14 protein-coding genes and 1 pseudogene are annotated in these 14,539 nt (G+C 54.5%); 8 read left to right on the plus strand and 7 right to left on the minus strand.

Features of this window, described 5'->3' with window-relative positions:
* Position 1: 1 nt before the first annotated feature.
* The 4 genes and pseudogenes from PSH66_RS18200 to PSH66_RS18215 form a co-directional block, all read right to left on the minus strand.
* Complete coding sequence (locus PSH66_RS18200) at positions 2 to 2,323, minus strand: hypothetical protein (RefSeq protein WP_305427398.1); 2,322 nt, start codon at positions 2,321 to 2,323, stop codon at positions 2 to 4.
* Positions 2,286 to 3,911 (minus strand): hypothetical protein, encoded by a 1,626-nt coding sequence (locus PSH66_RS18205; RefSeq protein WP_305427399.1) that lies wholly within the window; start codon positions 3,909 to 3,911, stop codon positions 2,286 to 2,288. The genes PSH66_RS18200 and PSH66_RS18205 overlap by 38 nt, the downstream gene beginning before the upstream one ends.
* A 20-nt stretch (positions 3,912 to 3,931) precedes the next feature.
* Positions 3,932 to 4,915, minus strand: coding sequence for a site-specific integrase (locus PSH66_RS18210; RefSeq protein ID WP_305427400.1), 984 nt, complete (start codon positions 4,913 to 4,915; stop codon positions 3,932 to 3,934).
* Positions 4,916 to 5,331: 416 nt separating this feature from the next.
* A pseudogene (locus PSH66_RS18215) lies at positions 5,332 to 5,460 on the minus strand (tRNA 2-thiocytidine(32) synthetase TtcA); the annotation flags it as partial.
* A gap of 265 nt (positions 5,461 to 5,725) precedes the next feature.
* On the opposite strand from PSH66_RS18215, the gene PSH66_RS18220 reads away from it, so the two are divergent.
* The gene (locus PSH66_RS18220; RefSeq protein WP_003174687.1) at positions 5,726 to 6,328 is read left to right on the plus strand and encodes a Yip1 family protein; all 603 of its coding nucleotides are present in this window, start codon (positions 5,726 to 5,728) and stop codon (positions 6,326 to 6,328) included.
* 128 nt (positions 6,329 to 6,456) lie between these two features.
* On the plus strand, positions 6,457 to 6,951 hold the full coding sequence (locus PSH66_RS18225; protein WP_003174688.1) for a SprT family zinc-dependent metalloprotease: 495 nt from the start codon (positions 6,457 to 6,459) through the stop codon (positions 6,949 to 6,951).
* A 28-nt stretch (positions 6,952 to 6,979) separates the two neighbouring features.
* Here the strand turns inward: PSH66_RS18225 and PSH66_RS18230 are convergent, their stop codons facing one another.
* Positions 6,980 to 8,155, minus strand: coding sequence for a CaiB/BaiF CoA-transferase family protein (locus PSH66_RS18230; protein WP_141064401.1), 1,176 nt, complete (start codon positions 8,153 to 8,155; stop codon positions 6,980 to 6,982).
* A 157-nt stretch (positions 8,156 to 8,312) separates the two neighbouring features.
* Here PSH66_RS18230 and tusD point away from each other — a divergent pair, with 157 nt between their 5' ends.
* The 6 genes from tusD (at position 8,313) to PSH66_RS18260 (ending at position 11,749) form a co-directional block, all read left to right on the plus strand.
* Positions 8,313 to 8,705, plus strand: a complete 393-nt coding sequence (gene tusD / locus PSH66_RS18235; protein WP_042944922.1) for a sulfurtransferase complex subunit TusD — start codon at positions 8,313 to 8,315, stop codon at positions 8,703 to 8,705.
* A 1-nt stretch (position 8,706) separates the two neighbouring features.
* Positions 8,707 to 9,057, plus strand: coding sequence for a sulfurtransferase complex subunit TusC (gene tusC, locus PSH66_RS18240; protein WP_003174691.1), 351 nt, complete (start codon positions 8,707 to 8,709; stop codon positions 9,055 to 9,057).
* On the plus strand, positions 9,057 to 9,335 hold the full coding sequence (gene tusB / locus PSH66_RS18245) for a sulfurtransferase complex subunit TusB (protein ID WP_042944924.1): 279 nt from the start codon (positions 9,057 to 9,059) through the stop codon (positions 9,333 to 9,335). The genes tusC and tusB overlap by 1 nt, the downstream gene beginning before the upstream one ends.
* A complete protein-coding gene (locus PSH66_RS18250) occupies positions 9,332 to 9,667 on the plus strand; it encodes a TusE/DsrC/DsvC family sulfur relay protein (RefSeq protein WP_003174693.1) in 336 nt (111 codons plus the stop codon). Before tusB ends, PSH66_RS18250 begins: the two co-directional genes overlap by 4 nt.
* On the plus strand, positions 9,664 to 10,665 hold the full coding sequence (locus PSH66_RS18255) for a glycosyl transferase family protein (RefSeq protein WP_305427401.1): 1,002 nt from the start codon (positions 9,664 to 9,666) through the stop codon (positions 10,663 to 10,665). The genes PSH66_RS18250 and PSH66_RS18255 overlap by 4 nt, the downstream gene beginning before the upstream one ends.
* Before the next feature lie 88 nt (positions 10,666 to 10,753).
* A complete protein-coding gene (locus tag PSH66_RS18260; RefSeq protein ID WP_003174695.1) occupies positions 10,754 to 11,749 on the plus strand; it encodes a glutathione S-transferase family protein in 996 nt (331 codons plus the stop codon).
* 107 nt (positions 11,750 to 11,856) lie between these two features.
* On the opposite strand, the gene cysG is transcribed toward PSH66_RS18260, so the two are convergent.
* Complete coding sequence (cysG, locus tag PSH66_RS18265; RefSeq protein WP_305427402.1) at positions 11,857 to 13,251, minus strand: siroheme synthase CysG; 1,395 nt, start codon at positions 13,249 to 13,251, stop codon at positions 11,857 to 11,859.
* Positions 13,252 to 14,532 (minus strand): serine--tRNA ligase, encoded by a 1,281-nt coding sequence (serS, locus tag PSH66_RS18270; protein ID WP_003174697.1) that lies wholly within the window; start codon positions 14,530 to 14,532, stop codon positions 13,252 to 13,254.
* Between the last annotated feature and the right edge of the window lie 7 nt (positions 14,533 to 14,539).

Consider the following 14,539-nt stretch of genomic DNA (forward strand, 5'->3'; position numbering starts at 1 on the left):
ATCACACCTCTTTATCAGACAGTCCAAAAGATGACAACAGCGAGCTCAACTCTGGATTAATGTCAGACTTAGCGTTCGCCACCTTACTTTCAATTATGCCGCTTAGACACGCTTCAAAATCAGGTAGAGCACAAGCAGTCTTTTTGATAACCATAGAATTCAAATCAACCAAACTGAATTCAGATTTCTTGTTTGAATAACGAATTGTCATGCCAGAGTGACTACTTCTCATCAAATCAATAAGCAATGAAAGTACATGTGTATTTCTAGAATGAATAACATACCATTTTTGCATTGCCGAAGAAGTGGATAAGCGTGGATCATTTACCACCGACTCTATTCGCGCAACCTGAAAGGCTAGGTCTTTCTCAAATAACTCTATTGCTTTTTTGTCACCTGCAACATGACAGGTCTCAGGACACATAAAGCAATGGGACACGAAGTCGTTTAAATAGTTGCAAGGTGTCACATTCAGGTTTTGAGTGCAAAGTCCCGTTGACGTGAGCGAGGCTGGAAGATTAGTAGCTATCGCAAGCTTCTCTTGAGCAAAGACCCTAATAGAACGCTTGTCGATCTCGGGTGGATTCATTATCGCACTTACTCGACTCGCTTTTTCGTCATCGCTTGTATGGATATATGTATGCGTTTGCTCAGAGCTTTTCCTGCCTGACCATGCAGTTATTAGTTCCACAGGGATATTACTTAAATCCGCAAGGGTATCAGCTAAGTGGCGCAGGTTATGTGGCGACAAATTCAAATCCGATGAAAATCCATAACTAGCAAATATTGAGACCATCTGGCTCCGGCCAAGTCGATAATTAATCGAGTGCCCTAGGGATGCTAGCGGGACCACCGAATAGTTCGATCTTTGAAACGTTTTTCCACCGCTACCTTTTCTGCTTGGCATTCCATAAAACCAGCTTCCCAGGAAGCAAAACATTGCGTCTTTTAAATTAATGTACGACTCACCAGTGGAAAATGAAAGAGGAAACTCTGGAAGAATGGATTTCTTATAGAATGATATCCACCAGTCTTGCACTTCTCCAACTGTAGCGGTGATTCTACCTGTAAACATTTTCGGCGGATTGGAATATCCAAACAAAAAAGGTAAAGCCGACAAATTAGTCTTTCCATTATTTGATACTGATAGTCGATCTTCAAAGCGTAAAGAATAAATTGGCTTTTCTTCAAAGCACCGCCCTCTTTGAAAGCAGGAAACAGATGTTGGATCAACACCTTCCTTTAGTACGGGAACGCGATCATCCACCTCATAGAACCCTAACGCGTATCCTAAAGTAAAAAGATTAGGCCGCTGGCTTAAGCATAAATTTTTCTTTAGCTCCGGCGCTATTTCGTACGTTCCAAGCAGAGCTCGTAGGCTCAAATTCGGTTTTTCGTAAAATCTACATAACACTCTTGCCGGTTCACACGCCCTGAAAAAGAAGTTTGTGGCTTTCGTGATCGGCTCAGCTAACGCTGAAAGTACATGATTTTTATTGTTATGATATCCTTTGCTCCCAATCCAATCGAGGTAATAGACTGGCGCACCATTCCCTTCGGAGTGAGAATGCAGCTTCTGTTTAGGAAGAAGTGGTATTTCAGCAGACGTACGATTAGGTGATGCTAGAGACAATAGAGTAAAGGTGACAATCAATGCATCGAGCATTTTTATCTCCTCACCAAAGTGAGGAGTGCCATTTTCATCCACATGTTCAAATACGCTTGAGAAAATAGCGCCAAGAGCGAGAACGGTCGTTATATCAGGGAGTTTCTCCAACACATTATCAACATAAGCATGCCCTGTCCGGTCTCTGTTATCACTTCCCGTCAAGTCGATCCTTCGCATCAACCCGCTCTTAGTGCAAAAATCGAAAAACGGGCGCAGCCGATCGGCAGATCGCCTTCCTAAATTAAGACTTCGAATGGAGGACTCAGATTGTGCAAAGAGATCTCCATCCATCAATGACAAAACTTTTCTCGCCACTGACACCCGAGCTTGTTTTTCGCCGGCAGATAAATTTGTATTTGCTACTTCTATGATCCACACTTTTATCAGATGATCATATGGGTAAGGAAGAGCGTCGCTAGGCAGATTACCGGCATTACCCTTTCCTCTACGCCCGTGAATTCCACAGAGATATCTAATTTGGCGACCAGTATTAGGATCGATGTAGTACCAGATACGATCATCAAACTCAGCCTTCTTATTACCAGGCCCCTCAAACTGTTTTAGCCCTGCATCACGATATGCACTGATGAGCGATTCCATTCGATCGTAATATTTATTAATTTTCAATTGCGTGCAGCCTCGAAAGGTTTTCATCGCAAACGTCTATTGTTAGCTTTACCCAAGCAATTTGTCGCTCCAATTTTTCAATGCTACGGGCGTGCAGAGGATTGATTAGGGAACTGCGGTTCACTGCAAGCTTATCCTCCGCAGCCGCCAGCACAGACCTATGGTCGCCCTCAAGTATGGGCCGAAAATTAGGACACCCATAGCACCCTAATGGTCTACCTAATATTGTTGAGCAGGTACTGCATGAATGGTTATCGAGAGCGGCGCCAACAGGATTAAAATTGCTATCGAAAATTGCCTCATCCCCTTCAAAAACTACAGATAAATTGCTACTAAATGCTCTCTTTAAAAAATCATTGCCGATATATTTTGAATCTATCTCAAGCCTAGACTCATAATTCAAGTCTACGTAATGCCTCACAGCAGGCACAGTAACTCCCGTAATTTTTGCCAATTGTGGGGCAGAAAGCCCATCTTGGGCTCCACGAGTTAATACAGTATGTCGAATCCTATTGGAAGTAGGCACGCAATCAGCTACTCGATCAGAAGTAACTTTAACATTTCTCATAGCGTGTGTTACTGCAGCCTCCGAGACGTGATAGGCGGTAGAGCGCGGTGTAAACAATTTCTTAAAAAAATTCAAAGAATCAAACCGACTTTCAAAAAGACTAAGATCGGGAAACATAGGCATATCAGTCATCAGAGTTAAAAGTTCTGAATGAGAAATATCAATCCCCGATGACTGCATCAGCATTGCAAGTCCTTCCAATGTTATTAACTTGTACTCTATGAGCGTTTTTGAAAGATCCTCGGAGATAGATATTGGATAACGCTCGGGCCGCTCTCTCGGAAAGATCGAACCCGTAGATTTAGCAATATAAACTCGAAGTTGCAGGGTTTGCCCGCCCACTGCGCCAATTTCATCCGAAGGACGGATACCTGTATCGTGAAAGCTTGCACCTGAAGGTATGAGGTCAGACCACTTCATAAGTGAAATTTGAATTGGTCGCCTTACAATCGAAAGCATTAATTTATTTGTAACCAAATTCCTAAGACGACCATATAACTTTTGCGCCTTAAAGAATGATAGATCTCGGTCGCCTGCCCAATTAAACTCCTGAAGACTGAGATTAATTTTCCTAGCCAAAGAATCAAACTCGCTATCATTTAATGCTCCACTTGACGGATCAAGCGGATTAGCATGCCATTTATCTAAATGCGACGAGGTGAATTTGTGACATTCCGTATACTCCTCGTAACCTTGCTTCGAAAGAGTTCCAAAAAATTGATTTAGCCCTTTCTTTTGATTGGTTATAAGACCACTCCATATAGTCTTAAGTTTGGCTAACGAGGGAATACCAGCAAACACAAATGGCTTTATATTTGTAACTATACCGGATGCCGTGCTAGCAGCCTTGGTTCGGACGTAGAATGCAAAAACATCTAGAACTAGACATTTTTCATCCTCGGACATAATAGATGAGTGCACCCACCCCACCGAAAGCTGACGGCCTTTTCCATTATTAGGGAGTATTGTCCATATATCATCTGCGGTATTCACAACCAGACCAGACTTAGCTGTAATAAATAAATTTTCTTTTTTTTTATTAATCACCCTTGATCTTTTATTCCTAATCATCTTTTTTTATCCAGGGAATTTTGATAAGCCAGCGACAACTCCCTTGCTTTCAACGCAAGTCGCTTGTCATTATAAACAGAGTTCATAGTTGAATTTTGCGACCAGCCCATAGCATACTTCCTGATATCCTCGAGAAGAACTGCGTCAACCCCAACCTGCTCTCCTTGCTTATCAAAGATCTCATTCCATTTATGACGTAGCATATGAGGATGAATATGAAACCCCAGCACCGTAGAAATCTTCTGGAAGACTGCATTTATTGATTTCAAAGAAAGAGGTAGACCCGCAGTGCTTTTAGAATCATTTTCGCTGACAAACAAAAAGTCGTGATGCTGAGCACGAAAAAAATCTGTACGAATGTGATCAATGTAAAACTTAACATCAAACATCAAACCTTTATTTACCGTAGCCAAGTGAGCTTTCGTCTTTTGATTGGGTTTTTCAGCACGCGGATCTGTCGGCTCATTACCAGACCGATAGATGGAAATCTGATCAAAAGTTCCATAAAAATTGAAGTCTGAAATTTTTAACTTTGCAAGCGCGCCTCTTCTGATGCCGCTGAATGCCAGTAAATGGACAATCAAATAATTCCTAACCCTCGACCCCTTGAATGGATTATTGGAAGAAGAAGGCATTATGATTTCCAATAATTTCAAAAATACCTCATCGGGAATCACCGACTCTTCAACGCCGCGTACTTCTTGCCCTTCATTTCCTCCACAACCATCTTCATCCAGTTTCATTTTGGCAATCAGCTTAGCGAATTTTTTATTTGACTCACCATCAACTCCATGTGCACCGTGAAACTGCTCAAATAACCAGATAAGAAAACATCGAAGTCGCCTGATGCGGCCTTTCAAAGTTTCATTAGATACTTTTGTCATACCTTTCTGATTGGCGACAATAATATTCCTGAGATGTTTATCACTTATTCGAAAGTCCTTAATATTAGAATCAACCTCACGAGAATCTTTATTCAAGCAACATTTATCATAAAACTGCATGTACTCTTTTTGCGAAATAAATTCACCTGACGCAACCCGCGCCGGCAAGTCTATTTTACTTTCATAAAAGTACTGGAGCGCGAATAGCAATTCATTTGAGTATCTAAATCTCGTATTTGGCGACTTGGACGACAGTGGGCCATTCAGGTAGCACGAAACATAGGGATCAATAGGACAATCCGCGTCATCCACTATGGACACGAAAGGCAATGAATTGAATTGGTATCGTCTGACTTTCATATTGACAAAATACCTAGTCCAATAACCAATCATTTAAGATTAGCCTGGAACTACGCTTTGTCAAACGAGTGGGAGAAAGGGTTGAGATAAAGCGGGGCTTAGACGCAAAGATAATTGATTTATTATCTTTACAAAAAAAATGTTGCTTATAATTTGCCGCCGGAGAGGCAGACCATGACCTTGTCGCCGTCCTCGATCATGTTGAAATCGGCGACCGCTTCACCGGTCAGACGACGCAGGCGTTTTTGCAGTTTGTTCTGATTGACCGTAAGAGTGCCCATGGCGCTTGGATCCGCTGGAGGTGTGTGACAAAAAGCGCAGCATTTTACCTTCATGGACGAGCGAGTTCCATTACCTCCCACAGATCCCGGCGCGATTACGGCGCGTATTTACAGCGCAATTTGCTCTAAAGGCCCTACGGTTATTCCGGTCATCCCTTCCTATACTGCGACGTGAGGTCGCACATATCTATCCAGACCTTTCAGGCCATTTGGCCCGTGGGCGCTCCAATGGGGGGCGATGGTAATAACGACAGGAGTGACTGGCATGATCCATCACGTCGTGGGGCTGTTTACCCATCCCGACCAGGAATGGCGGGAAATTCGTGGCGATAAGGAAGAAAGCATCGGCCACATGTACCTCACTCATACCCTGATTCTCGCGGCGATCCCCGCACTATCAGCGTTTATCGGCACCACCCAGGTCGGCTGGGTCATCGGCAACCGCGCGCCCGTGATGCTGACCCAGGAAAGCGCGCTATGGATGACCATCATGTCGTACGCCGCCATGCTCGGCGGCGTGGCGGTGATGGGCGCGTTCATCCATTGGATGGCCCGCACCTACGACGCCAGCCCCAGCATGGCGCGTTGCGTGGCCTTTGCCACCTACACCGCCACGCCGCTGTTTATCGGTGGGCTGGCGGCGCTCTACCCGCATATGTGGCTGGGCATGGTCGTGGGCACGGCGGCGATCTGCTACACGGTGTACCTGCTGTATGTGGGGCTGCCGACCTTCATGAGCATCGACCCGGACGAGGGTTTCCTGTTTTCCAGCTCGGTGCTGGCCGTAGGCCTGGTGGTACTGGTGGCGATCATGGCATTTACCGTGATCGTCTGGGGCCTGGGCGTAGGCCCGATCTATACCAACTGACCTGATAACCCCGCAGGCAAGGCCACCGCAAGGTGGCTTTGTACGTTATGCGTGACCATTCGGCGCCTGACAGATTCGGAAATACCCGGCTTTGCGGCATACTGGGCGGCTCTGGAGAGATGTACAGCATGTCCGAGCAACTCAATACCCGCGTCGAAGAGTGTTTCCTGCAAGCCGAATCCTTTTTCAAACGAAGCTTCAAACGCCCCCAGGTCAGCCTCAAGCTGCGGGGCCAGAAAGCCGGTGTCGCGCATTTGCACGAGAACCTGCTGCGCTTCAACCCCCAGCTGTACCGTGAAAACAGCCAACATTTTCTGAAGCAGACCGTGGCCCACGAAGTGGCGCACCTGATCGCCCATCAATTGTTTGGCGAACGTATCCAGCCCCATGGCGAGGAATGGCAATTGATCATGCGTGGGGTTTACGAACTGCCGCCGGACCGTTGCCACACCTATGCGGTGAAGCGTCGCCAGGTGACCCGCTACATCTACCGTTGCCCGTGTGCCGACAGCGACTTTCCATTCTCGCCGCAGCGTCATGGGATGGTGGGCCAGGGGCGGCGGTATTTGTGCAGGCGGTGTCGGCAGACCTTGGTGTTTACCGGGGAAACCCGGGTGGAGTAAGGGCCTCATCGGGGGCAAGTCGGATCAGTTATGCAACCACCTTGGCGTGCCGCAGTTGCGCTATGCGCTGAGCACTCAGCCCCAACTCCGCCAACACCTCATCACTGTGGGCGCCCACCACGACACCCATATGCCGGGGCGCCGGCAGCCCCTCGGAAAACTTCAGCGGGCAGGCCAGTTGCGCCTGTGTCGAGCCATCGCCCCGGGGTACTTGGCTCACCAATTCGCGCGTCTTCAATTGCGGATGTTCCAGTGCCTCGGCAAAACTCAACACTGGCTCGACACACGCATCCAGCTCGGCAAACAGCGCACACAGTTCGTCAAAGCTGCGCTTCTCGAATTCAACCTGCAGCGCCTGTTTCAGCGCTGGCTGATGCTCGGGGTTCAAGCCCAGTGCCGCCAGCTCCGGTCGCCCTAATGCCATGCATAACTGCTGCATAAACGCCGGCTCCAGGCTGCCGACCGACATCCACCGTCCATCGCGGGACCGGTAGTAGTCGTAGAAACTCCCTCCATTGAGCGCGTGGCTTTCCCACCCAGGCTCCACCCCGCACGCCAGGTAACCCGCACCGGCCATGGCGTTGAGGCTGAATGAGCAGTCCGTCATGCTCACATCCAGGTATTGCCCCACCCCGCTCTGCTGCCGTGCGATCACCGCCGCCAGCAGCCCCACCACCGCATGCAACGAGCCGCCGCCAACATCGGCCAGTTGCACGCCCAACGGCAACGGCCCGCTGTCCCTGCGCCCCGTATAGCTGGCCAGCCCCGCCAGGGCCAGGTAGTTGATATCGTGACCGGCACGGTCCTTATAGGGGCCGGTCTGGCCGTAGCCGGTGATCGACACATAGATCAACCCTGGATTGATCGCCTTCAATGCCTCGTACCCCAGGCCCAGGCGCTCCATCACCCCAGGGCGAAACTGTTCGAGCACAATGTCGTAGTCCGTGACCAGCGCTCGCACGATCTCCAGCGCTTCAGGCTGCTTGAGATCCAGCGCCAGGCTGCGCTTATTGCGGTTGAGGTAGGCATGGCTCGCCGAGGTACCCCGGTCGTGGGGCGCCAGCATGCGCAGCAGGTCCATGCGCGTGGGCGACTCGATCCGCAGCACCTCGGCGCCCATGTCCGCCAGCATCAGAGAGGCAAACGGGCCGGGCAGCAAGGTGGAAAAATCCAGGACTTTGAGGGACGCCAAGGGACCTGACATGGAGACTCCATTTGGATTTCGAATACCCACAGACTAGGCAGCCTTGCGCCTACCGGCAATCGCCAGAACGCTCATCCCGTGTGACCGTTTTGATCGCGGCGGGCTTTTTCGCGGCGGCGGCTTTATCATTGACCCACGTTTGCTTGCCGAGTGTTCCATGAAGTTCGCGATTGCCCTGTATTCCGCCGCCCACGCGCCCTCCTCGCGCCGCGCCTTGCTGTTCGCCCAAGCGGCGCTGGCCGGTGGACACGAGATTGTGCGGCTGTTTTTTTATCAGGATGGCGTCTACAGCGCGTCCAACAGCATCGTTGCGCCCCAGGATGAGCAAGACATCGCTCGCCAATGGCGTGAGTTCGTCAGCCGGCACCAGCTTGACGCCGTGGTGTGCATCGCCGCCGCCTTGCGCCGTGGCGTGCTCAACAGCGAAGAGGCCACGCGCTATCAACGCAGCGCGGTCAACGTCGACGCGCCGTGGGCGCTGTCGGGCCTGGGGCAGTTGCATGATGCGATCCAGGCTGCCGACCGCTTGATCTGTTTTGGAGGGCCCTGACATGTCCAAATCCCTATTGATGATCAGCCGCCAGGCCCCGTGGTCCGGGCCGAGCGCGCGCGAGGCGCTGGATATCGTGCTGGCCGGTGGCGCGTTTGATCTGCCCATCGGCCTGCTGTTCATGGACGATGGCGTGTTCCAACTGATGCCAAACCAGAACGCCAAGGCCGTGCAGCAAAAAGACCTGAGCGCCAACCTGCAGGCGCTGGAGCTGTTCGGCGTCGAAGAGGTGTTCGCCTGCCGCCACAGCCTGGCCGAACGCGGGCTCGTCCCGCCGGCAAGCGCCCAGCCGCTGAGCAGCGAAGCGATTGGCGAGCTGATTGACCGTTACGACCAGGTGATTACCCTCTGATGTCGACTTTACATGTGCTGTCTCATTCCCCGTTTACCGATAGCCGCCTCGACAGCTGCCTGCGTATCTGCGGCAGCGAGGACGCGATCCTGCTCTGCGGCGACGGCGCCTACGGCCTGCACAGTGCGGCCCTGCAAACCCGAGGCGTGAAGGTGTTCGTACTGGCCGAAGACATGCAGGCGCGCAATCTGCCGCTACCCGACTGGGCCGACAGCGTGGATTACCCAGGTTTCGTGCAACTGTCGATCGACTACGACAAGGTCAACACCTGGCTATGAACACCCTCACCGTCGGCGAGCGCACCCTGGAACTGGACAAGGACGGCTACCTGGTCGACCTGAATGACTGGTCCACCGAGGTCGCCAACGCCCTGGCCGCCGCCGAAGACCTGGAATTGACCGCGGATCACTGGCAGATCCTTGAACTGCTGCGCGGGTTCTACGCCGAGTTCCAGCTGTCCCCGGCTACGCGCCCACTGATCAAATACACCGCCTTGAAGCTGGGCCCGGAAAAAGGCAACAGCCTGCACCTCAACAAACTGTTCAACGGCACTCCCGCCAAACTCGCCGCCAAGCTGGCGGGCCTGCCCAGGCCGACGAATTGCTTATGACCGACTATGCCCCGCTGACTCTCGAAACCCCGACCGAGCATCCGTTTGCACAGTTCGTGCGCATCCTGGGCAAAGGCAAGCGCGGCGCGCGCAACCTCACCCGCGAGGAAGCGCGTGAAGCCATGGGCATGCTGCTCGATGAAAAAGTCGAAGACACCCAGCTCGGCGCCTTCCTGATGCTGCTGCGGCACAAGGAAGAAAGCCCGGAAGAACTCGCCGGTTTCACCGAAGCCGTGCGCGAACGCCTGAGCGCGCCGGCACTGAATGTCGATGTCGACTGGCCCACCTATGCCGGTAAAAAACGTCACCTGCCGTGGTTCCTGCTGGCGGCCAAGTGCCTGGCCCAGAACGGCGTGCGCATCCTCATGCACGGCGGCGGCGCGCACACGGCGGGCCGGCTGTACACCGAGCAGTTGCTCGACGCCTTGCAGATTCCGCTGTGCCGCAACTGGCAGCAAGTCGAAACGGCCTATGAGCACGGCAACCTGGCGTTTATTCCGCTGGGCGACTGGGCGCCGCAACTGCAGCGCATGATCGACCTGCGCAACACCCTGGGCCTGCGCTCACCGATCCACTCGCTGGCGCGCCTGCTCAACCCGCTGAATGCGCGTTGCGGCCTGCAGAGCATTTTCCACCCGGGTTACCAGGGCGTGCACCGCGACGCCAGCGGCCTACTGGGCGATAACGTGATTGTGGTGAAGGGCGACGGCGGCGAAATCGAGATCAACCCGGACACCGCGAGCCACCTCTACGGCACCACCGGCGGTGCAAGCTGGGACGAAGAATGGCCCGCCCTCTCCGCCCAGCGCCATGTCAAACCGGCGACACTGGACCCCGAACATTTGAAAGCGCTATGGCGTGGCGACGTCGAGGACAGCTACCCACAACTGGCGCTGATCGCCACTATGGCCCTGGCCTTGCGCGGCCTCGGCCATTCGCGCGAACAGGCATTCGCATTGGCCCAGCAGTACTGGGACGCGCGGGACAAATCGATTTAATCGATCATTCACCCGCAGTCTTTGCGCTTTTAGTTCGAACTCATCCCTTTAGACTGGGCTCCAATGCTTATTAGTTGAGGAGCCAGTCATGGGTTTGCTGATCGAAGGACACTGGAAAGACCAGTGGTACGAAAGTAGCGCAGATGGCGCTTTCCAGCGCGAACAGGCGCAGCGCCGCCACTGGGTGACCGCCGACGGCCAGCCTGGCCCGAGCGGTGAAGGCGGTTTCAAGGCTGAGGCCGGTCGTTATCACCTCTATGTGTCCCTGGCTTGCCCCTGGGCTCATCGCACGTTGATCATGCGCAAGCTCAAGGGCCTGGAAAGCCTGATCGACGTATCCGTGGTCAGTTGGCTGATGCTGGAAAACGGCTGGACCTTCGACAAGGCTCACGGCTCGACCGGCGATGCCCTCGACGACTTTACCTACATGCACCAGCGCTACACCGCCGACACCGACGACTACACCGGCCGCGTCACCGTGCCCGTGCTGTGGGACAAGCAGCTCAAGCGCATTGTGAGCAATGAATCGGCGGAGATCATTCGCATGTTCAACAGCGCATTCAACGGGCTGACCGGCAACACCCTGGATTTCTACCCCGAGCCGCTGCGCGCAACCGTTGATGCACTGAACGAGCGCATCTACCCGGCCGTGAACAACGGCGTGTACCGCGCAGGCTTCGCCACATCGCAGCAAGCGTATGAACGCGCGTTTGATGATGTGTTTGCCGAGTTGGATCATCTGGAACAGCACTTGGGCGGCCATCGCTACCTGGCCGGCGAATACCTGACCGAGGCGGACGTGCGCTTGTTTACCACGCTGATTCGCTTTGATGCGGTGTATTACAGCCACTTCAAATGCAATCTGCGGCGGATCGCGGATTATTCGAACCTGTCGAACTGGTTGCGGGAAATGTATCAGTGGCCGGGCGTGGCCGAGACGGTGGATTTCGAGCACATCAAGGGGCATTACTACGCCAGCCATCGCACGATCAATCCGACGGCGATTGTGCCGAAAGGGCCGTTGCAGCGGTTTGAGGGCAAGCATGATCGGGCGCGGTTGGTGGGCTCAGGAGTTTGGAGCTGATCCAAAAAACAGGGTGTGATGAATGGCCGCATCGGGAGCAAGCCCCTCCCACACTTGGAATGCGTTCCAAATGTGGGAGGGGGCTTGCTCCCGATGCTTTTTAAGCCTCACACCTGGGACTGAGCGCCTTCAAACCACTTCAGTTTCTCGCGCAATACCACCACCTCACCCACGATCACCAGTGTCGGCGCATGCACTTCATGCTCCGCCACCATGCGTGGCAAGTCCGCCAGGGTGCCGGTGAACACGCGCTGGTTGGACGTGGTGCCCTGCTGGATCAATGCCGCCGGGGTATCGGCGGCGCGCCCATGCCTGATCAACTGCTCACAGATGATCGGCAAGCCGATCAAGCCCATGTAGAACACCAGCGTCTGCGAGGGCCCGACCAAGTCCCGCCAAGGCAGATCCGAGGTACCGTTCTTCAGGTGACCGGTGATAAAGCGTACCGACTGTGCATAGTCACGGTGGGTCAGCGGAATCCCGGCATACGCCGCGCAGCCACTGGCGGCGGTAATGCCCGGCACCACCTGGAACGGGATGCCATGGGCCGCCAGCTCCTCGATCTCTTCGCCGCCCCGTCCAAAAATGAACGGGTCGCCACCCTTGAGGCGCAGTACGCGCTTACCCTGCCTGGCCAGGTCCACCAGTTGCTGGTTGATCTGGTCCTGCGGCACGGCATGGTCTGCGCGACGCTTGCCGACGTATACACGCTCGGCATCGCGACGGCACAGTTCAAGAATCGCCGGCGCTACCAGACGGTCGTACAACACCACGTCCGCTTGCTGCATCAGGCGCAGCGCGCGGAAGGTCAGCAGGTCCGGATCACCGGGGCCTGCGCCCACCAGGTAGACTTCACCCGGCGCATGCGGCGGTGCACCGTTGACCTTGTCGATCAACAGGCGCTCGGCCTCATCGCCTTGCCCGGCCAACTGGCGGTCGGCAATCGGGCCCTGGAACACTTCTTCCCAGAACGCACGGCGCTGCTGCACATCCGGGTACAAACCTTTGACCTGGGCACGAAAGCGCGCCGCCAACCCGGCCAATTGACCGTAGGTGGATGGAATCCAGGTTTCCAGCTTGGCGCGGATCAGGCGTGCCAGCACCGGCGCATCGCCGCCACTGGACACGGCAATCACCAAGGGCGAGCGGTCGACAATCGCCGGGAAGATCACGCTGCACAGGGCCGGCGCATCCACCACATTGACCGGCACGCAGCGACGCTTGGCGTCACTGGACACTTGCGCATTCAGGGGCTCGTCGTCGGTCGCGGCGATGACCAGGGTGCAGCCGTCGAGGTCGGCCTCCTGATAACCGCGCAAAATCAGTTCCCCGCCACTGCCCAGCACCAATGCACGCAGTTGGTCTTCGATCTGGGGCGCCACCACCCGCAGCACGGCGCCGGCGTCGGCCAGCAGCCGGGATTTGCGCAAGGCAATTTCCCCGCCACCGACCACCAGCACACGGCTGCCGCGCAGGTTATGAAACAGCGGCAGAAATTCCATTTAGCGGATGACCTCAACGCCTGCCATGTAAGGCTTGAGCACTTCAGGCACGCGAATCGAACCGTCGGCCTGCTGGTAGTTTTCGAGCACCGCGACCAGGGTACGGCCTACCGCCAGGCCGGAGCCGTTAAGGGTGTGTACCAGTTCCGGCTTGCCGGTCTCCGGGTTGCGGAAACGCGCCTGCATGCGACGGGCCTGGAAATCGCCGCAGTTGGAGCACGACGAAATTTCGCGGTACTTGTCCTGGCTCGGCACCCACACTTCCAGATCGTAGGTCTTCACCGCGCTGAACCCCATGTCGCCGGTGCACAGTGACAGTACGCGGTACGGCAGCTCCAGCAATTGCAGGACGCGTTCGGCGTTGGCGGTCAGGCCTTCAAGGGCCTGCATGGAGGTCGACGGCTCGACCACCTGGACCATCTCGACTTTATCGAACTGGTGCTGGCGGATCATGCCGCGAGTGTCACGCCCCGACGCACCGGCTTCACTGCGAAAGCACGGGCTGTGAGCGACGAACTTGATCGGCAGTTGCTTGGCGTCGAGGATTTCGCCGGCGACGATATTGGTCAGCGACACTTCGGCCGTCGGGATCAGGTACAGGTCAGCTTCGCCATCGCGGCTGATCTTGAACAGGTCCTCTTCGAACTTCGGCAACTGGCTGGTGCCCACCAGCGCCGGCGCCTGCACCAGGTACGGGGTGTAAGCCTCTTCGTAACCGTGTTCGGCGGTGTGCAGGTTGATCATGAACTGGGCCAGGGCACGGTGCATGCGCGCAATCGGGCCACGCAGCAGGGCAAAACGTGCGCCGGACATTTTCGCGGCGGTTTCAAAATCCAGGCCGCCGGTCAATTCGCCCAGGGCAACATGGTCCTTGATCTCGAAATCAAAGGCTTTTGGCGTGCCCCAGCGGCGCACTTCGACGTTGCCGTCTTCGTCTGCGCCAATCGGCACGGACTCGTGTGGAATGTTGGGGATGCCCAGCAGGATCGAATCCAGCTCGGACTGGATCTTGTCCAGCTCGACCTTGCCGTCGGACAGCTCGGTGCCCATGCGCTCGACGTCCGCCATCAACGGCGCGATGTCTTCGCCACGCTGCTTGGCCTGACCAATGGATTTGGAACGCGCATTACGCTCAGCCTGCAGTGCTTCGGTGCGGGTCTGGACGGTCTTGCGCTGTTCTTCCAGCGCTTCGATGCGCGCAACATCCAAGGCAAAGCCACGGGATGCCAGGCGGTCCGCTACGTCCTGAAGGTTGCTACGTAACAGTTTGGAATCGAGCATGTCGGTC

This window comes from Pseudomonas sp. FP597 (assembly GCF_030687435.1).
In the GTDB taxonomy this organism is placed as follows: Bacteria; Pseudomonadota; Gammaproteobacteria; order Pseudomonadales; family Pseudomonadaceae; genus Aquipseudomonas; species Aquipseudomonas lactucae.